12 protein-coding genes are annotated in these 19,051 nt (G+C 66.0%); 3 read left to right on the top strand and 9 right to left on the bottom strand.

From position 1 onward, the window contains the following. From VGK27_01970 to gmd, 4 genes are all read right to left on the bottom strand, one after another. Window positions 1-2,880, bottom strand: coding sequence for an SLBB domain-containing protein (locus VGK27_01970; protein HEY3488871.1), 2,880 nt, complete (start codon window positions 2,878-2,880; stop codon window positions 1-3). Between the two features lie 118 nt (window positions 2,881-2,998). After that, window positions 2,999-4,513 (bottom strand): capsule assembly Wzi family protein, encoded by a 1,515-nt coding sequence (locus VGK27_01975; GenBank protein ID HEY3488872.1) that lies wholly within the window; start codon window positions 4,511-4,513, stop codon window positions 2,999-3,001. Next, the gene (locus VGK27_01980) at window positions 4,510-5,013 is read right to left on the bottom strand and encodes a transcription termination/antitermination NusG family protein (protein HEY3488873.1); all 504 of its coding nucleotides are present in this window, start codon (window positions 5,011-5,013) and stop codon (window positions 4,510-4,512) included. Before VGK27_01980 ends, VGK27_01975 begins: the two co-directional genes overlap by 4 nt. Window positions 5,014-5,057: 44 nt before the next feature. Then, window positions 5,058-6,098: a GDP-mannose 4,6-dehydratase gene (gene gmd, locus VGK27_01985; protein HEY3488874.1), complete on the bottom strand. Its 1,041-nt coding sequence runs from the start codon at window positions 6,096-6,098 to the stop codon at window positions 5,058-5,060. Window positions 6,099-6,170: 72 nt separating this feature from the next. Here gmd and VGK27_01990 point away from each other — a divergent pair, with 72 nt between their 5' ends. From VGK27_01990 to VGK27_02000, 3 genes are read left to right on the top strand one after another with little or no spacing between them, the layout of a single operon-like run. Then, entirely contained in the window at window positions 6,171-7,475 is a 1,305-nt protein-coding gene (locus VGK27_01990) for a M20/M25/M40 family metallo-hydrolase (GenBank protein HEY3488875.1), read from the top strand. Further along, window positions 7,472-8,887: a bifunctional class I SAM-dependent methyltransferase/glycosyltransferase family 2 protein gene (locus VGK27_01995; protein HEY3488876.1), complete on the top strand. Its 1,416-nt coding sequence runs from the start codon at window positions 7,472-7,474 to the stop codon at window positions 8,885-8,887. Before VGK27_01990 ends, VGK27_01995 begins: the two co-directional genes overlap by 4 nt. A gap of 5 nt (window positions 8,888-8,892) precedes the next feature. Beyond that, complete coding sequence (locus VGK27_02000; GenBank protein ID HEY3488877.1) at window positions 8,893-10,440, top strand: class I SAM-dependent methyltransferase; 1,548 nt, start codon at window positions 8,893-8,895, stop codon at window positions 10,438-10,440. Here the strand turns inward: VGK27_02000 and VGK27_02005 are convergent. Genes VGK27_02005 through asnB form a run of 5 tightly spaced genes read right to left on the bottom strand, consistent with a single transcriptional unit; the run spans window position 10,352 to window position 19,049 of the window. Beyond that, the gene (locus VGK27_02005) at window positions 10,352-12,520 is read right to left on the bottom strand and encodes a hypothetical protein (protein ID HEY3488878.1); all 2,169 of its coding nucleotides are present in this window, start codon (window positions 12,518-12,520) and stop codon (window positions 10,352-10,354) included. The two genes, VGK27_02000 and VGK27_02005, sit on opposite strands and share 89 nt — an antisense overlap. A 13-nt stretch (window positions 12,521-12,533) precedes the next feature. Next, window positions 12,534-14,027, bottom strand: a complete 1,494-nt coding sequence (locus VGK27_02010; GenBank protein HEY3488879.1) for a glycosyltransferase — start codon at window positions 14,025-14,027, stop codon at window positions 12,534-12,536. Further along, window positions 14,024-15,238, bottom strand: a complete 1,215-nt coding sequence (locus VGK27_02015; protein ID HEY3488880.1) for a hypothetical protein — start codon at window positions 15,236-15,238, stop codon at window positions 14,024-14,026. Before VGK27_02015 ends, VGK27_02010 begins: the two co-directional genes overlap by 4 nt. Next, window positions 15,235-17,133 (bottom strand): hypothetical protein, encoded by a 1,899-nt coding sequence (locus VGK27_02020; protein HEY3488881.1) that lies wholly within the window; start codon window positions 17,131-17,133, stop codon window positions 15,235-15,237. The genes VGK27_02015 and VGK27_02020 overlap by 4 nt, the downstream gene beginning before the upstream one ends. After that, window positions 17,130-19,049, bottom strand: a complete 1,920-nt coding sequence (gene asnB, locus VGK27_02025) for an asparagine synthase (glutamine-hydrolyzing) (protein ID HEY3488882.1) — start codon at window positions 19,047-19,049, stop codon at window positions 17,130-17,132. Before asnB ends, VGK27_02020 begins: the two co-directional genes overlap by 4 nt. Window positions 19,050-19,051 lie beyond the last annotated feature (2 nt).

Consider the following 19,051-nt stretch of genomic DNA (forward strand, 5'->3'; position numbering starts at 1 on the left):
CTACAGTCTCAGCAGCACGCCGGCCGTCACGGCGATCTGCATCATGATCTGGGTGATGTCCTTGATGTCCTTCATCAGGCGCGTCTGGACCAGCTTCTCGGGGACGACGATCGAATCGCCCGGTGCGACCTTCGCCGACTGGACGCCCCGGTCGCCGAAGACGAAGAATCCGCCCGACCGGCTCGTCTCGCCCGTGGCGACCGTCCCGTCGGCCCGGAGCAGGAAGATGTGGTCGCGGTCGGCCGTCTCAGTCGGGCCGCCGACCAGCCGCAGGTAGTGCCCCACCGTCGGCGTCCCCGGATCGAAGACCACGCCGGTCGGGTTGTAGACGCGCCCGACCACGTTGACGACGTTCATCTTCCGGGGGACCTCGAGCCGGTCGCCGTCTTCGAGCAGGATGTCGGCGGTGGAGCCCGCGATCCGGCCGTCGTCGGGCAAGCCGATGATGACGCGCCCCGTCGCCTTGGCCTTCTTGAGTTGCGCGATGAGCGAACGGCGGGCCGCCAGCAGCGCCCGGTTGGAATCGAGGTCTTCCTTGTCGATCGCCGCGCCGCTCTCCTGCGCCTTCTGGGCGATTTCGAGCTCGAGCTCCTCGATCAGCTTGTCGATGGCCGCCTGCTGCGAGGCGCGGGTGGATTCGCGCGAGAATTGCCCCGCCCGGAAGTAGGCATCGCCGGTGAATCCGCCCGCGCGGGCCACCACCGAGCTGAGCCGCTCGCCCTTCCGGACCGTGTAAATGCCGGGGAAACGCACTTCGCCGGCCAGCGTCACCTGCTGCCTGGTCGACCAGTCGGGCATCGCCCGGACGACGAGCAGGTCGTTTTCCTTGAGCGTCACGTCGGATGCCGGGTCGCCAGCGATCGCCTTCGACGGGGAAACGACGATCGTCTGCGTGGCGACCAGCGTGCCGTCGGGGGAGATCTCGCGCCGGACCAGCTCGGCCTCCTTCCCGTAGGCGCTCTCCTTGAATCCGCCCGCCTTGAACAGGAGGTCGGACAACCGCATCCCGTCGGTCATCAGGTACTCGCCGGGACCGTTGAGCTCGCCCGAAGCGGTCACGCTTTTCTTGTAGCGGGCCTCATAGACGGAATGGACGCGAAGGTGGTCCTCGTCCTGCAACAGGAGATCGGCCTGCGGGTCGCCCGACAGCGCCTTGCCCAGGTCGACGTAGACCGTCGTGAAGTTGCGCCCCGCGTCGACCCGGATCAGCTCGGCACGGGTGAGCAGCGCCGTGCGCGACAGCCCCCCGGCCAGCTTTACGAGGTCGGAGACGCGCGCGCCTTCCGGCACGTCGAACGACAGGACGTTGTCTTCGGGACGGGCCTCGCCGGCCACCTTGCCGAGCGTGGCCTGGTTGTCGGTCACGGGCGCCGGAACGAGGTCGCGCGCCATCCGCACCTCGCCCGAGATCGACGCCTTGCGCCCGTCGCGGAACGCACCCCGGGGATACACCTTGAGCGTGTCGCCCCCCTGCAGCGCGATGTCCGCCTCTTTCTTTCGCTCGAGCACGATCGCCCGGAGGTTGACCGGGATCATCTCCTTGTGCTGGTCGGGCGGGACAAGCCGCGTCAGCAGCGCATAGTCGAAGTCCGTCTCGGGCAGGAACGTTTTTTCGTCGGGCAGGAGCCCGCCGACGGTCATTCCCTTCTTCGCCTCGTACTTGCCGGGGCGCGCAACATTGCCCTCGAGCCGGACGACATTCTTTTCGGCGTCGAGGATGGGCAGCACGCGTACGACGTCGCCATCAGCCAGGTCGAACGCGCTCCCCCCCTTTGCGATCGTCGAGGCGTCGGTGTCGAGGACGGTGCGGGCCGTGTTGCCCTCGAGCCGCTCGACCTGCACCCGCTGCGTGAAGGCCGAGGGGGCGAATCCGCCCGCCATCGCCACGACTTCGGCCAGCGACTTCTCGGGGGCCAGCTCGTAGATCGCGGGCCGGCGGACGTCTCCTGCGACCGCGACCAGCCGACCGACCACCGGCACGAAGATCGTGTCGCCCTGCCGAAGCCGGATGTCTCCGGAGTTTTCGCCATGCAAGAGGAAGTCGTAGAGGTCGATCGTCGTGAGCAGCCGGCCGCCGCGCCGCAGCTCGACCCGCCGGAACGAGCCGATGTCCTTGAGCCCCCCGGCCAGGTAGAGCGCCTGGAGCGCGGTGTGGAAGGAGCTGACGTTGTACCAGCCGGGGGACCGGACCTCGCCGACGACGGAAACGCGGCTTGCCTTCATATCGCCCAGCGATACGTCGGCCGACACCTGGGCCATCGTGCCGATCTTCGCCCGCAGGTACGACTTGAGCTCGCCGAACGTCTTGCCGGCCACGTGCATCGACCCCAGCTTGGGGTAGAAGATCTTCCCGTCCCGGTCGACGGTCAGCCGGCTCGTTCCCTCCAGGCGCCCCCACGTCCGGACGACGATCTCGTCGCCGGGACCGACGACGAAGGAGGGCGACACGGGCATGTCCTCGAGGACCGCGGCGCCGCCGGGCTTCGGGGCGAACAGGTCGTGCCCGAAGTGGACGACGGATTTCGCTTCGTTGTCGCCCAACCGCTTTCCGAACAACCCGGCGAGGTAGACCGAGTTGCGCCAGTCGTAGGACGGCAGCGGCGGGGGGTTGACGGAGACCGCATTCGCGTTTGGAGGCACCGCGCCCGTTTTCGACGATGTCTTGTCCTTGCCTTTATTGTCCTCGTCGGCCTTTTTCTTGGCGCCCTGGATCAGCTGTTCCTTCAACTCCGGATGCGCTTCGAGGAACTGCTTTGCATCGGGCGGAATCTCGGCCCCCGATTGGATCACTTGCCGCGCCTCATCGATCATCTCGGGCGTCACCCCGGCGTCCGGATTGTCTTCGGCGCGAAGGGGCATCGCCGGCCCGAACAGCAGCATCGTCGCCACCAAGGCGAAAATCCATCGCCGGAGGCGGCGTAAACGATCGAATGGCACATCGAACCTCATTTTCGGCATGGTTTGCCCGTCATTATCAGGAATTCCCGTCATTTTCCTCTCATTGCCCGCCATCCGCAACCCGCCAGGCCAGCATTGCCGAGAACGAAAGGTCGGTCCGCCCCTCGCCGCCGAAGCCTTCGGCGTTGCGAATCCTTTCGGAGCCGAACCGGCCTTCGGCCCGGAGGTTCTCCGTCAGCCAGCCGACCAGCCCCGCCCCGGTCCGGACCGTCGACTCGACCTGCGGGCCGCCGGGGGAATAGCGGCGAAGCGAGCCGAGCGAGAGTTCCAGGTATGTGGAGGGCAGGAAATACCAGTGGCCGGTCAGGTCGAGCTGCCGGGCGTCGGTCCCCATCGGGTGCCCGAGAATCCGTCCCCGGTAGCTTTCCGGGTGATGCCCGTGAACGTACCAGCTAGGCCCGTTGCCGGAAAGGTGGTTCGCCGCCCACTCAAGCCGCAGGTCGGCACGGGAGGAGCCGAAAACCGATGGAAGGAATATCCCGCCCAGGAAGGCCCACTTGCTGGGAACGGGCAGGTGGTTCAACTCCTTGATGGTCGCCTCGTCCTCCCCCGCCGCCTCGAGGTAGAGCCGGACCGGCTGGAGCCGGAACGGCAGGTTCACCGCGACATCGAACCCGCTTTCCTGGTTGCCGGTGCTGCCGGGCTCGTTGTCGTGCGTTCCCTTGAAGGCGGTCCACCAGGCTGACGGGCCGCTCGGTTCGCCCCGGCCGCCATACTGCATGGCGCGCGACGCGCCGATCTCGAGGTAGCGGCTCGGGCGAATGGACAGGCGGACGCCCGACAGCAACGGGTGGGGAACGGGGCGGTCATCCTCCAGCCGCGCCACGAACAGGTCGTACCGGAACGTTCCGAGGAACGAGAGAAGCCCCGGCATGGCGATCGGCCGGGCGTTGTGCAGCCGGACGCCGGGATAGGGCGCCGCGTTGTTCGTGAAGATCAGCGCCCCGTTGCGCCCCGGCCCGTACCAGGTGGAGATCTTCCCGGCCTCTACCGACAGGAACGGCCAGCCGGCCTCGACCGACGTGTCGAGCAGACGCGTCCCGCGGGCATCGCCGTCGGCCAGGAACGCCGCCCCGGAGGCCTGGGCCGAAAACCATGCGGCCGGCTCGGCGCGAAAGGCGCCCGATGCGAAGAGGGAACCGCCGTGCGGGACCGGCACACCGTCGGCCAACGGGGGCGCACCCGGCCGATCCGTCAGCGAAAATCCGGCCCCGGCCCGCCCTTCCGAACGCGGCGCGAGATACCATGCAAGCCAGTCCGCGAGCTTTCGGTCGAACCCGTCGGAAGGCAGGTCGCCCGACGCCAGGGCGTTGTCGACCGCATCCCGGACGGAGGAGAGGGGGTATGGGCGCGTGCTCGCCGCGAATCCGGGCAGATAACCGGCTGCATCGAGCTTCTCGACCGCCTGGTAGATCTCGGGCTCCCGGGCGATCGACAGTTCCGCCGCGCGCGCGGCGGGCGGCGTCGCCAGGCCCCCGGCGAGCAGGGCGATCGCGGCAACCAGCATCCGCCCACGGTCGGCCACCGCCCCCGCGTGTATCGAGTGGGTCTTCATGTTCTTTGGATCGTATCCTTCGGCACCGTGACCCGAAAGCGGGATACGGTATCGAGCAGCAGCACCACGCGCTCGCGGTCGGGCAATTCCTCGAGGAAGACGGCTTCGATCCCCGTGAAGGGACCGTCGCCGATCGTCACCTTCTGTCCCGGCTGCCAGGTCGCCGGCCTGCGCATCAGCCGGACGATCCCCTCGTCGTCCATCCGGGCGCGGACCGACGCGATGATCGCCTCCTCGACGGGCTGCGGCTCGAGGCCGAACGCGACGATGCGCGCCACGCCGTGCGTGTAGCGGATCAGCCGGAACTGCTCCAATGAAAAGCGGACGAACAGGTAGGTCGGGAAGAAGGGGCGCTTCTCGACCTCCCCCTTTCGTCGGCCCCGCTTGCAGATCTTCGGGAACAACAGTTCGAATCCGGCATCGGCAAGTCGGGAAGACACCCGGTCTTCAGAGAGCGGCTTGGTCTTGACGAGGAACCATTTAATTTCACTTAACGGCATTAATCGATATTAACCGATTTCCCCCCGCCTGCCTGCGCCCTTTCCTACAGTTTGCTCCCGAAGACGAACCCCTTCTCGTCCAGGATCTTGCGGCCCTCGCCGGGCGAAGTGACGCCGGCCTCTTCCATGTCGGCGTCGACCATGATGCGCACCAGCTCGCGGAACGACACCTTCGGCTCCCAGCCCAACAGCTTCTTCGCCTTGGAGGCGTCGCCGATCAGGTTCTCGACCTCGGTCGGGCGGAAATATTTCGGGTCGATCTTGACGTATTCCTTCCAGTCGAGCCCGGCGTAGGCGAACGACTCCTCGACGAACTCCTGCACCGAGTTGGACTGGCCGGTCGCCACGACGAAATCGTCGCCCTTCTCGTGCTGGAGAATGGCCCACATCGCCTGGACGTACTCGTAGGCGAAGCCCCAGTCGCGTCGGGCGTCGAGGTTGCCCAGGTAGAGGTCTTTCTGCTTCCCGGCCTTGATGGCGGCGACCGCGCGGGTGATCTTGCGCGTGACGAACGTCTCGCCGCGCCGGGGCGACTCGTGGTTGAACAGGATGCCGTTGCTGGTGAAAAGTCCGTATGCCTCGCGATAGTTGACCGCCATCCAGTAGGAATAGACCTTGGCGGCGCCGTAAGGCGAGCGCGGGTAGAAGGCGGTCTTCTCGTTCTGGGGCGGCGGCGTCGCGCCGAACATCTCGCTCGAGGACGCCTGGTAGAATCGCGGCTTCCGTCCCGCCCTGCGGATCGACTCGAGCAGGCGGGTCGTTCCGAGGCCGGTCGTGTCGCCCGTGTACTCGGGGATGTCGAACGAGACCCGCACGTGGCTCTGGGCGCCGAGGTGATAGATCTCGTCGGGCTCGACGTTGTAGATCAGGTTGGTGAGCTGCCCCGCGTCGGTCAGGTCCCCGTAGTGGAGGAACAGGCGTGCGGACTCGATGTGCGGATCGACGTAGAAGTGGTCGAGCCGGCTCGTATTGAACGTGGAGGCGCGGCGGATGATGCCGTGCACCTCGTATCCTTTGAGGAGGAGGAATTCGGCGAGGTACGAGCCGTCCTGTCCGGTGATGCCGGTGATCAGCGCCTTGGGCATGAAACGCTCCGATGGAAAATTGGTGGCAACGCGATAAACTGTCATTCTAGCCGCTCGGGAAGGGACAAATCAATGAACGACCCGGTTTTGCTGCTTCAGGAATACATCCGGATCGATACCGCGAACCCGCCGGGCGATTGCCGCGCGGCGGCCGCTTTCCTGTGCCGCATCCTGTCGGAGGCCGGGCTGTCGCCCGTGATGTCCGGCGCAACGCCCGAAAAGCCCAACGTGCTCTGCCACGTCGGGGGGACCGAGGAACCGGGGCTGGTGCTGGTCCACCACATGGACGTGGTGCCCGCGCAGGCGGAGGAATGGAGCGTCCCCCCCTTTTCGGCCGAGATCCGCGACGGCTTCCTTTACGGGCGCGGGGCGCTCGACACCAAGAACCTGGGGATCGCCCACCTCTGCGCCGCGCTGGCCGCGCGCGAGGCAGGCCTTCTTCGCCGGAAGCTTTTCTTTATCGCCAATGCAGACGAGGAAGTCGGCGGCGGCGAGGGTGCGGAATATTTCGCCCGGAACCTCCCCTTCTCCCTCGGCCGCGCCGTCGGGATGAACGAGGGGGGCAGCGGGCTGCTCGACGCCTTCGGACCCGGGAAATTCTTCCTCGTGAACACATGGGAGAAAGGGCCGCTCTGGCTGACGCTCTCGGCCGAGGGGAAGGCAGGGCACGGAAGCCGACCGTCGCCCCAGGATGCGCCCGGACGCCTCGCCCGCGCCATGGCCCGGATCGCAGAGCACCGCGACCCGCCGCGCCTGACCGAGCCGGTGCGCGAGATGCTCGCGGTCCTTTACGCCCACGGACGGGTGCCGTTCGACCCGGCGACGCTTTCGGGCGCGGCCGGCGATGCCGAAAGGCTCGAGGCGCTGGCGCGCGACTTCCCCGAGTTCGACCCGCTTTTGCGCAACACCTTCGCCGTCACCACGCTCTCGGCGGGCTTCAAGCCCAACGTCATCCCGTCGCGGGCGGAAGGGACCGTCGACGCCCGGATCCTGCCGGGGGAAGCGCCGGAGGCCGTGGCCGCCCGCCTGGGCGAGATGGTCCGGGAGTTCGGCGTGTCCGTCGAGATCGCCTTCTCGGAACCGCCATCCGGATCGCCGTCGGGCCCGCTCTTCGACGCGGTCAAGGCGGCCGTCCTGTCGGTCCACCCCGACGCGATCGTGGCGCCCTACCTGAGCACCGGATTCACCGACTCCCGCTTCTACCGGCAGCTCGGCATCGACATGTACGGCCTGGCCCCGATCCTGCTGCCCCGCGCGGATCTTGCGCGAATCCACGGCGTCGACGAGCGGATCCCGGTCGACGCCTTCCGCGACATGGTGAAGATCACGCAGGCGATGATCGCGGGGTGGAACGGCGACCGGGAAGGCCGGCCATGATGCACGGCCCGGAGCAGGCCGGGTGGTTCGACGCGCAAGCGCCCGAGGACGCCCGCTGGAAAAGGAAAAACCGCTACTACTACGAGTCGGTCGAGCGGATCATCCGGTTCCACGTCCCGCCAGGCGCCTCGGTGCTCGAGATCGGGTGCGGATCCGGCGAGCTGCTGAATGCCCTGACGCCGTCGCGCGGCGTCGGCATCGACCTCTCCCCGGTTTTCGTCGCCCAGGCGAAGGAGAAATACCCCCACCTCGATTTTCGGGTCGGGGACGCCGAATCGCTTCCGCTCGACGAGACGTTCGACTACGTCGTCCTGTCGGACCTGATCGGCTACCTCGACGACGTCCAGCGCGCCTTCGACGCGCTGCGCCAAGTCTGCCATCCGCGCACCCGAATCATCATCACCTACTTCAACTACCTCTGGCAGCCGATGCTGAAGCTCGGGGAAAAGGCCGGGCTGAAGCGCCCCCAGCCGGAGCAGAACTGGCTCGCCCTCGAAGACCTGCAGAACCTCCTCTCGCTTGCCGGCTTCCAGACGGTACACCAGGGCTACAAGCTGTTGCTGCCGATCCGCATCCCGCTGCTGGCGGCCTTTTGCAACCGGGTGCTCGCGAACCTCCCGCTCTTCCGCAAGCTCTCGCTGGTCGAGGTCGTCATCTCGCGCCCGGCCCCCGTCCCGGTTCCCGAAGAATCGCTTTCCGTCTCGGTCGTCATCCCCGCGCGCAACGAGCGGGGAAACATCGAGAACGCGATCCTCCGGACGCCCGTCATGGGACGCCATACCGAGATCATCTTCGTCGAGGGGAACTCGTCGGACGGAACGGCCGCGGAGATCGAGCGCGTCATCGCCGCCTATCCCGATCGCGACATCAAGCTGATCCTGCAAGGGGACGGCCGGGGCAAGGGCGATGCGGTCCGCAAGGGATTCTCGGCCGCTACGGGCGACATCCTGATGATCCTCGACGCCGACCTGACGATGCCGCCCGAGGAGCTGCCGAAGTTCTTCCACGCCCTCGCCTCCGGGCGGGGCGAGTTCATCAACGGCTCCCGCCTCGTCTATGCGATGGAAAAGCAGGCGATGCGCTTCCTCAACACGCTCGGGAACAAGTTCTTCAGCCTCGCCTTCAGCTTCCTGCTCGATCAGCGCTTCAAGGACACGCTGTGCGGCACCAAGGTGCTGCTCCGGAGCGACTACGCGCGCATCGCCGCCGGACGAAGCTATTTCGGCGACTTCGACCCCTTCGGCGACTTCGACCTCATCTTCGGCGCGGCGAAGCTCGACCTCAAGATCGTCGAGGTGCCGATCCGCTACCGCGACCGGACCTACGGCTCGACCCAGATCTCCCGCTTCCGCCACGGCTGGCTCCTCCTCCGGATGGTGCTGTTTGCGCTGCGGCGGATCAAGTTCGTGTGACACCGATGGCCGGGTTGCAATTCCGCCGGTCCGCCGGGATCGCGCTCCTGGTCCTCGGGACGGCGCTGCTCGCGACGGCCCTCCTCGGCCGCTGGACCGGGCTGGGAAGATATCCGAGCTGCCCCCCCGTCCAGGGCGAGCGGTTTTCCCCGGCGTTGGCCGCGCGCACGAACACGCTGGACGCCCTTTACCGGGAAGCGGAATCACGCGCCTCCGTCCCGCTGGCGACTCTGCCGCCCGAAAAAAGGATGCTCATCCTGGATGAAGTCGTCTCCGAGCGGTTCACGCACGGCGCGCTTTCCGAATACAACTTCTTCGGCAACTGGCTGTTCCGCGTTGCGGGGCGCTACCGGAAAGGGAACCTCCATATCGAGGATCCCGACACCCTCCTGAGGCTCGGGCATTCCGCCCTCTGCGACGAGACCTCGTTCCTGCTTTACCGGCTGGCGGAAAAGGCCGGGATCCCGGCCCGGCACGCTTTCCTGGAAGGCCACGCGCTCATGGAGGCGCAGTACGACGGGGGATGGCACGCCTTCGATCCCGACATGGAAGTCCGTTTGCGCGACGATGCGGGATCGGTCGCGAGCGTCGAATGGATGCGGTCGCATCCGGACGCCGTGCGGGCCGCCTATGCGGCCAGGGGCGGGGAAGAATATGGGAATCGGGTCGCACGCATCTTTTCGGGGCCGGTCCGTTACATCGTCTACCCCGCGCAGACCGGCTTCTCCGTCAAGGGGCAGCGGCCCGGCAGGGCCGAGCGGCTCGCCGCCTCCGGGCAGTTCGTGATCCCCCTCGCAATAATGGCGCTGGGCGCGGTCTTGGCGTACCAAAAGCGTGGGAACGCATCGCGCCCCGGGACCGGAGCAGCGCAGGCCAAGGACGGGGTCCGGCAGCATTTCGACACCCTCGCGGACGACTACGACGACTGGAAACGGAAGGCGTCCTACTACTATTCGGCGCTGGCGGGCATCTATGGGGAATTCATCCCCGAGGGGGCGTCGGTTCTCGAGGTGGGATGCGGCACCGGGACGCTGCTCGCCTCGCTGCGCCCGCGGCGCGGGGTGGGGATCGACATCTCGGAGCGAATGGTCGGGATTGCCGCGGCCAAGTTTCCCGGCCTCAAGTTCGTCACTGCAGACGCCGAGCGGTTCGACCCGGGCGAGACGTTCGACTTCGTGATCGTGCCCGACGTCATCGAGCACCTGTCCGACGTTCCGGCGATGTTCCGCTCCGCCCGACGCTGCTGCCACGAAGGATCGCGGGTAATCGTGACGTGCATCAACCCGCTCTGGGCGCCGGTGCTCCACCTCGCGGAGCGGCTCGGGCTGAAGATGCCCGAGGGCGAGCACCGGTGGCTGCCCGCCGCGACGCTGAAGGCGATGGCCTCGGATGCCGGCTTTGAGACGGCCTCCGCACTGGGGCGCCTCCTGCTCCCAAAGCGGGTGCCGGTCTTGTCCGCGCTCCTCAACCGGGCGGCGCGCCACCCGGCGCTGGCGCCGGTCGACCTGCTGCTGGTGCTCGTGTTCGCGCCAAAGCCCCGAAACCCCCGGTAATCATCCCGGTCAATCCGTCCCCGAAGGGCCGATACCGGAACGCGACCGTGTGCGTGCCGTGACCGATCGGCACCGATTTGAAGGTCCCGAAAAGAAGGTCGATCGGTGTTTGCTTGTCGTCCACCGTCGCGACCCAGCCGTCATCCCAGTTGTCGATGAAGCTCAGGAAGCCGTCGACGGGCGATGCGACACGGACGACCAGCGTGTCTCCGTCATAGGAAACGACCTCGATTTTCTGCGGCAATTGCCGGACGTCGGCCACGAATTCATCGGTATCCCGCTGGACGATCGACCGCGACACGAAGAGTCGCCGGCCGTCCACCATGCCGAGGAGGTACCGCGTGGCCGGGCGCGAGACGTCGTATCGCTTGCGAAAAGAGATGTACCGCTGGTAATACCAGTTATCCACGACCCCCACGGACTGGTCGGCACCCAACACGATGGAATTGTACCGGTTCGTGCGCGGCGTGGTCATCGCCGCCGGCAGGACGCGATCCACGATCCGGAGTTCCCGGCGCATGGCCGCCATATGGCGGGGAGCGTAGAAACTCCAGGTCGTCAGACCGATGTAGGCGATTTCGAGGAGGGAGATCGCGAGGAGCACGGCAAACCATCCTCCGAGCTGTTCCGCGGTCAACGGACGACGTGCGCCGGAACGGAAAAGCATTCGGAGGGCCATCATCGCCAGGACACCGGTCAGGATGAACCAGACTTCGGGATATTCGACCTTCCCGAAATATTTCAGCCAGTATGCGTCATACCAACCCTCGAGACAGGTCACGGATTGCACCGCGAGGATCAGGGCGTAGACGATGCCGATGCCCCACATGGCGCGGCGGCACCCGGCGTTCCTTGCGACCGGATCCGGTTCGGTCAGCAGGCCTTCGAGGGCGGTGAGGGCGAATCCCAAGAGCAGGGCGATGCCCGGCAGAAGGATGATATTCATCCTTCCCCAGACGCGGAGGCTGGAAAAGCCGGGGAAATACCCCCACAGGACGCCGAAGAGCAGCGAATGCCTCCCGTAGGTGATGTACGTGATCACCGCAAACCAGGAAAGCAGCGCGAACTTGATGGGCCTCTTTCCCGGCATCGACAGGAAAAGGAGGATGATCAGGACTCCGGTGATGCCGAAGAAATACCACCCCTCCGTCTGGGCCAGCGGAGGGAACACGAGCGAACCGAGGGTATCCGGCAGAAAAAACACATGAGCGGTCGAGTACTGGTAGCTGTTGCCGCCCCGATCGGTGGTCTGCACCAGCATGCGGGCGACCTGTCGAAGATATGGCGAAAGGAGCAGGACGGGCAGGACGACGGCAACGACCGTCGCTGCCGCCGAAGCCCGGCAGGGGGGACAGGCTGCCGGCAGGAATGCCTTGCGAAGCTTCGGGAGCCACAACAGCAGCATGTACGGGATGAAAAGGAAGATGGCGTAATAGACATAGTACAGGTAGCCCGCGGTGATGAAGCAGATCATCGCGAAGGCGAGCACGAGCGAGGGACGGATCATTGCCCGCCGGGTGCGCGAGAGGAAGATCCGGGTCACCGCATACAGGATCCACGGATACCAGGCGGCCGTATGGACGGCATTCGGGAATCGCAGGATTTCGGACATTCTGAAGCTGACCGGGACGAGAAGCGCGCTGAACAGCACCGCACGGGGAGACAACGGAAAGAGCCGCAGCCAAAGCAGCAGTCCGACGGCGAAAATGGCAACGCCGGCAATGGTGTACACGTGATGGTCCCACGCGGAGTAGCCCCCCATCGCACGGTAGAAGAGGGCCAGGGGCAGGTTGAAGGGATAGAGGGACTGCGTGAAGGGGCTGGCCAGGAACGGGAACCCCGCCCCTTCCGCGGGCGACCAGAGCGGCAAATGCCCCCGGCTCAGGAAATCGAGGAGATAGACCTTGTAATTGTAGTACAGGACGTCGAAATCGTTTCCGAGGCGCAGGAACATGCGATCGGGGTCTATCGGGAGGAAATGCGGGGCGAAGAAGACGAAGGGCCAGAGCATGACCAGCAGGAGCGCCCTCCCGGGTTTGACGGCCAGCGAATTCAGGAATTTCAGCGATTTTCCAGCCATTGCGCCCCGCGGGTCACCCCATTTCCGACATGATTGTTTCGCTCTTCTGCTCGGCATCCTTTAGCAGTTGCTTCAAGGTCGGCCGCGGCCTGGCCACCATCGCGATCTGGTAGGAGAAGAACGGCTTCGACAACCGGATCAGCGCGCGATTGAGCGCCAGGAAACATCGCGCCAGGCGGGTATTCCCCAGAGCCAGCGGGAACGGCACCGGAATCCCTTCGACTTCGAGGACGTCGTAGCCGTGCATTTCGAACAGCCGGCGAAATGACCCGAAGGTGAAGAGACGCGTGTGATCCAGGTCGAGGATGCCGCGCGGCCCATAATTGAAAATCCCGAAGCTCAAGGCCATCCGCGACACGAAGAACGCGATGTTCCCGGTGGTGGCGATCACCCGTGGGCGCCGGTCGCCGAAAGACTCGCGCAGGCGGCAGACCAGCGATTCGGGCGATTTCAGGTGTTCGAGGATATCGAGCAGCAGGATGGCCTGCACCGGCGTCTCCATGTCGGCAAAATCGTAGCTCTCGATATCGGCCTCGATGGCGATGGCGGAGCATTCCCTGGCGGAGTCGGGGATGCGCACGTCGACGGAGACCGTCCGGATGTCGCGTTCGGCGAGGGCGCGGGCCATGATGCCGGGACCGCAACCGACATCGAGGACGGTCCAGCCCGGCTCGAGATGCCCGATCGCGAATTCGTGGGAGCTCGGGTAGCCGAACTTGCCCTCGTACCGGCTGTTGCCGGCGTGGTAATCGAATTTCGGGTGGTAGAAGATCCCGAGCCGCATGATCCGCGACATCAAGGTCGTCCATGTGATTTTCGCGGCGTACTTGATGCCGTTGACCCGTGAGATCTCGTCGCCGTAAAACGTCGGAATCGGGATTTCCTGGATGCGCCGCCCGGTATCCAGCATTTGGATGATGATGTCGGTGTCGTAATCGAAGTAGTTCGAATTCAGCTCGAAGGGAAGCTGCGCCAGCGCCTTGACGCTGTAGGCGCGATAGCCGGTATGGAATTCCGAGAGGGAGCAGCCGAGCAGGCAGTTCTGGATCGCGGTCAGCAGCTGGTTCCCCAGCCACTTGTACAGCGGCATGCCTCCCTTCAACGCATCGAGCTTCCGGATCATGCGCGAACCCAGAACGACATCCGCATCGCCGTCCATGATCGGCTCCACCATTTCGAACAAATGTTCCGGAGGGTACTGGCCATCCCCGTGCAGCAGCAGGACCGCGTCGAATCCCTTCTCGACCGCATAGTGATAGCCGATCTTCTGGTTGCCGCCGTATCCCTGGTTGACGGGGTTGTACAGCAGGGTGATCCGCTGCTTTTCATGCTTCCGGGCATAGGCATGGACCGTCTGGAAGGTCCGGTCGGTCGACTGGTCGTCGATCACCAGGATTTCGGTCTCGAACTTGTCGGTCTCCCAGACGGATGCCGGGATCCGTTCGAGGACGCCCTCGATGAAACGTTCGGCGTGATAGCAGACAATGAAGATCAGAAGTTTCTTCATCGGTCACGCCGTTGTGCGGAAACCATCGCCGACAAAGTGATCGACAGCAGCACGGGATAAACCGCCAGGCCGAATCGCGGGTCGCCCCAGACGATCGCGTGTTCCACCCAGTATCCCCAGTAGAAAAGCATCAGGAAGCAAAGACCGGGGGGCGCCGCCCGTCTCCTGGCCGCCGACAGCGTCGAGAACAGAAGCGCCGCGTATGGCGGAACCCAGAACAGCAGGGAAAGCGTCCAGAAGACCGGACGGCGTTCCCCCGGGCGGACCAGTCCGCGGGAAATCCACCAGTCGCGCGGCGGGGCCGCGAAGTGGATGGCGTTCCGGAGCGTCCGTTCCAGCAGGAACTCGCGCGGATGGCGACGGAGGAATTGCCAAAGGCGTTCCCTCGTTTCGGCCTTCCGGCCCCCGTCCTGACGAAGCGCCGATATCAGCGGCTCCCGCTCCGGGTCGCCCGCCACCTTCGTCTGCAGCACGTTCCAAATGAGCATCCCCTGCCCCTGCCCGTTCACCGGAATGAAGCGGCCGAAGCGGGCTGCGTTGCGGATCGTCCAGGGCGCCACCGCGATCGCCGCAGCCAGGAGCAGGATCAGCGCCTCGCGCCGAGGAAGGTTCGGACGGAACGAAGCCGGGAGCCACCGCATGGCCAGCAGCAGCAGCGGCGCGAACGCGGCGACCGTCTTCCCCAGGATGCAGATCCCCCACGCCAACCCGGCCCAGGCCGCCTTCGGCCCGGACGGAGCCCGGATCAGCCGGATCGACGCCAGCACGGCGAGCGTCGTCGCCAGGATGAGCGTCGGTTCCTGAAGGACGAAAACGACCCGGGTGAAAAGCACCGGGTTGAGGGCGAGAAACAGCGCCCCGCAGAAGGCCCAGCCGATCGGGACCAGCTCGAGGAACAGGAAGAAGGCGGCAGTGACGCCTCCGGCATGGAGAAGCGACTGGAAACAGGCGGCGGATTCCACGGACGCGGTTCCGGTCAGGAAGAACCAGCCGCCCAGTAGCGCGGAAAAAAGAGGCGGGCGATAGATCGCCGGCGTCACCCCGTCCTGCGAGAAGCCGTGGCCGGCGGCGACGTTCCGGGCCAGGGCAAGGTATCCTTCGGCGTCGCTCTGGACGGGAGGAATCGGATACGCAGCCGTGAACAGGAGGCCGGCAAGAAGAGCGATCGCAAACAGGAGTGCCACCGCACCGGGACGTCCGATTTCCTTCACCGGAGCGACTCCACGGGGTGCCACTCGGAGACGGTCAGTACGCCCGGCCCCTCGGCATACGCCCCCTTGACAAGGACATATCCCGGGCGCCCAGACGCGATCTCGCCCGGGCCGACGACCAGGATGTATCGCCCGACGAATGGCCCCGGGTTCCAGTCGCGGGCGAGCACCAGCGCCCCGCGCTCGGGAATCCGGCGGAGCTCCCGGTTTCCGTACCGCATCAGGTTGACCATGAAATCCCCTCGGTCGATCTCGGGAACGAAGGTCCCCCGCGAAGTGGCGGACGGCAGCAGACGAATCGATGGCGCATCGGTGCGGATGACGGCCAGCGACGGGTCGAAACCGGAAGGCCGCGGGGCTGGAGGATTCATCGGGAAGATGGTGCGGGCAACGGGCGGTCCTATCACCGCGGAAACCATCAGGACCGAAAGCAGTGCGACAGCGGGCCCGCAGCGGAATCCTTCCGTCGGAGCACTGCCGCGCGTTTCCGGGTACAGGCCGTCCCGCGGACGCAACCCTGCCAGCGCGAATGCCGGCAACATCGCAAGGATCGGGACCGCCACCGCAAAGACGCGCGTTCCGCCGTCGACCCATAAAACGGGCACCGATGCGAGGACTCCCGCGGACAGCGACAGGACCATCGTCGTTTCCCGGCGCAAACCGAATCGCCAGAGGTAGACGGGCAGTCCCGCCAGCAGCAGCGGGAAGTAGAACCAACTGCGCCCCTGGACGGGGAAATCGCTTGCGAACCGCCCGGCGAATTCCGGAAGGCGGGACAGGAAGTTCCCCCAACCCGCGGCGAGTCCTTCGACCAGCTTTCCCGGGTGCCTCCGGATTTGCGCGATGGTCTTTTCCCGGATGAAGGCGTTCGATTCCGCATCGCGCATTTTCCATATTTGGGGGTAATCGTCGTACACCCTCCGCCAGCCGGGGTCGCCGGTTGAAATTCCGTAAAGCGTGAAATAGAAATTGCCGTGGCCGTTCCCGGGACGGCCCCCGTGAAACGCCGCAAGCCCGACGTTGAACAGGGTGGCCGCCGCGAAGCCCAGGATGATCGCGCCGGCCGCCGCGACCCGGGCCCGCCGCCCGCCGTCCCAGGCCGCGAGGGCCCACAGCGCCAGCGCCGGCAGCATCAGGAACGGACCCGCGCGCGCATGGAGCGCCGCCGTCTCGGCGAATGCGCCGACCGACAGCAAAGGGATGTCTCCCCGCCTGGCCGCTTCCCACAGCAGCGAAAACCCCAGCGCCCCAAGCGTCAGGCCGAGAATTTCCGACAGGCACAAGTGGAGGTAGACCTGGGCAAAGATGAACGGGAAAACGAACACCGCCAGGCCGCTCGGCCAGCCCAGGTCCCGGCGCACCGCGCGGGACAGGAGAAACAGCGACGTCCCGAGGAGCATCGCCTGGATGACCAGCGCCCCCCGGATGCCGCCGCCCGATAGCGCGAGGCGAACGGCAAGGAGTGAAGCGTTCAGGGGACGCCGGAGACTCCAGTCGCCCAGCTTTCCCGACCGGAGGAGCTCGATTGCGCCCTTGTAATAATCCCGGGCGTCGGACACCGGCAGCAGGCCCGACAGGATTGCGTCGCCCGACCTCGCGTCGAGCCAGCAGGCCAGCAGCGGCACCATGCAGGCGGTCAGCACGAGGGGGAACTCGGCGTCCCTCATCCACCCGCCATGGGAAGGGGCAATCCTCCTGTCCGGGAAACCCGCACGGGAAAGGACGCCCTGGAGCGCCGCCGCGAACGCCCCGGCCGACGCCAGGAGGATGAGCAGCGCGGGAAGCCGGCGCCCGTACCCGAGGATCAACTCCCGGAGGACCGGGATGTCCGCCGCGAATCGACAGGCCGCGGCGGCGACCGCCAGCATCGCCGCTCCCCGCAACAGGCGCTTCATGGGGTTCCGGCCACGGGAGGAGACATCGTGCGGTCGATGAACATCAGGTGCCACATCTCGAGCATGAGCAGGTTCCAGATCAGGTATTGCCAGTTCTCGCCCCGCTGATGCCGGTCGAGCATGGATTCTACGTACGCCTTCCGGAAATAGCCCCGGCTCGTGGCGCGCGGCGACAGCAGGATGTCGCGCGTCATGTCCTTCAGCTCGTTGCGGAACCAATGATCCACGGGAACGCCGAACCCCATCTTCTTCCGGTAGATGACCTCGTGCGGCAGCAACGGCTCGGAGGCCGCCTTCAGGATGCGCTTGCCCACGCCGTCCGCCAGCTTCAGGCCGGACGGGATCCGGGCCGCGAATTCCATGAATTCGTGATCGAGAAACGGCGAGCGCGCCTCGAGCGAGTGCGCCATCGAAGCGATGTCGACCTTCGGCATCAGCGTGTCGGGGAGGTACTGGTCGAAGTCGAGCCCCATCGTCGCGTCCAGGAAATCGGCTCCCGCCGCCGCCCGGTACCGGTCGAGCATCAGGTCGACCGAGAAGAGGCCTCGGGTCGCGGTCTTCATTTCCGGCGTGTACAGGTCGGCCTTGTAATACTCGCTGAAGTGGGTGATCCGCCGATAGTAGAGGAGGCGCCGCTGCGTAAGCGCCGACAAACGCCGGACAGTCTCCCCCATGCGGCTCGCCGGTCCCGAGAACAGCGCCAGCTTCCCCCGGGGACCGAACCAGCCGGAAAGCGCGGCGCGCAGACCGCCGCGCAGGGCGTAGTCGCCCTCGTTCCCGTAGCGGGGATATCCGGCGAAGTTTTCGTCGCCCCCGTCGCCGTTCAGCACGACCGTGACATGGCGCCGCGCCAGCTTGCAGACGTACCAGGTCGGAATCGCGGACGAGTCGGCGAACGGCTCGTTGTAGTGCCAGACCAGCTCGGGAAAGATCGACCGGGCATCCGGCCTGACCACGAATTCGTGGTGCTCGGTCCCGTACCGTTTCGCCACCATCCGGGCGTACGGGAGTTCGTCGTATTCGGGTTCGTCGAAACCGATCGAGAACGTCTTCACGGGCGCATTCGTCAGCCCGGCCATCAACGCCGTCACGAGGGAGGAATCGAGCCCGCCCGACAGGAAGGCGCCCAGCGGGACGTCGCTCATCAGCCGGATCCGCACCGATTCACGCAACCGCTCGACGATCTCTTCCCGAAGCGACGCGAGCCCCTTCTCCCCTTCGACCCGGATCTTGTCCGCGTAGGAAAGCTTCCAGTAGCGCTCCGGCGTCCCCGCGTTCCCCCGGATCAGGAGCCGGTGCGCAGGCGAAAGCTTCCGGATTCCCTTGAAGGCGCAATATGGGGCGGGCACGGACTGGTAGGCGAGATAGTGATGGATCGACGCAATATCGGGCTCGGCACGGAAGGCGGGATCCTGCAGGATCGCCTTGATCTCGGATGCGAAGAGGAACCGGTCGGGAAGGGCGGCATAAAAGAGCGGTTTCTTTCCGGCCCGGTCGCGCGCGAGGAACAACGCCTTCCGGCGATCGTCCCAGACCGCGAAGGCGAACATCCCGCGCAGGGAATCGACGCAGCTGGGACCGTGCTCTTCCCAGAGATGGACGAGCACCTCGGTGTCGGTGTTCGAGCGGAAGGCGTGGCCGCGCCCGACGAGCCATTTCCGCAGCTCCCGGTAGTTGTAGATCTCCCCGTTGAAGGTGACCCGGACGGAGCCGTCCTCGTTTGTCATCGGCTGGGCGCCGCTTGGAGAGAGGTCGATGATCGACAGCCGCGTGTGCCCCAACCCGACGTTACCGCGCGTCCAGACGCCGGTGTGATCCGGCCCCCGGTGGTGCAGGACCGCGGCCATCCGCTCGAGCAGGGCCGGTTCGGCCTCCCGGGCGGGATCCGCGTAGACGACTCCGAAGATGCCGCACATGG

The organism is Candidatus Deferrimicrobiaceae bacterium, from assembly GCA_036504035.1.
Classification (GTDB): Bacteria; Desulfobacterota; Deferrimicrobia; order Deferrimicrobiales; family Deferrimicrobiaceae; genus JANXPS01.

Excerpts from the sequence above, each read along its gene's own strand:
- VGK27_01970 (HEY3488871.1), bottom strand. The coding sequence starts at position 2,880 with ATGCTGCTGTTCGGGCCGGCGATGCCCCTTCGCGCCGAAGACAATCCG.
- VGK27_01975 (HEY3488872.1), bottom strand. The coding sequence starts at position 4,513 with ATGAAGACCCACTCGATACACGCGGGGGCGGTGGCCGACCGTGGGCGG.
- VGK27_01980 (HEY3488873.1), bottom strand. The coding sequence starts at position 5,013 with ATGCCGTTAAGTGAAATTAAATGGTTCCTCGTCAAGACCAAGCCGCTC.
- gmd (HEY3488874.1), bottom strand. The coding sequence starts at position 6,098 with ATGCCCAAGGCGCTGATCACCGGCATCACCGGACAGGACGGCTCGTAC.
- VGK27_01990 (HEY3488875.1), top strand. The coding sequence starts at position 6,171 with ATGAACGACCCGGTTTTGCTGCTTCAGGAATACATCCGGATCGATACC.
- VGK27_01995 (HEY3488876.1), top strand. The coding sequence starts at position 7,472 with ATGATGCACGGCCCGGAGCAGGCCGGGTGGTTCGACGCGCAAGCGCCC.
- VGK27_02000 (HEY3488877.1), top strand. The coding sequence starts at position 8,893 with ATGGCCGGGTTGCAATTCCGCCGGTCCGCCGGGATCGCGCTCCTGGTC.
- VGK27_02005 (HEY3488878.1), bottom strand. The coding sequence starts at position 12,520 with ATGGCTGGAAAATCGCTGAAATTCCTGAATTCGCTGGCCGTCAAACCC.
- VGK27_02010 (HEY3488879.1), bottom strand. The coding sequence starts at position 14,027 with ATGAAGAAACTTCTGATCTTCATTGTCTGCTATCACGCCGAACGTTTC.
- VGK27_02020 (HEY3488881.1), bottom strand. The coding sequence starts at position 17,133 with ATGAAGCGCCTGTTGCGGGGAGCGGCGATGCTGGCGGTCGCCGCCGCG.
- asnB (HEY3488882.1), bottom strand. The coding sequence starts at position 19,049 with ATGTGCGGCATCTTCGGAGTCGTCTACGCGGATCCCGCCCGGGAGGCC.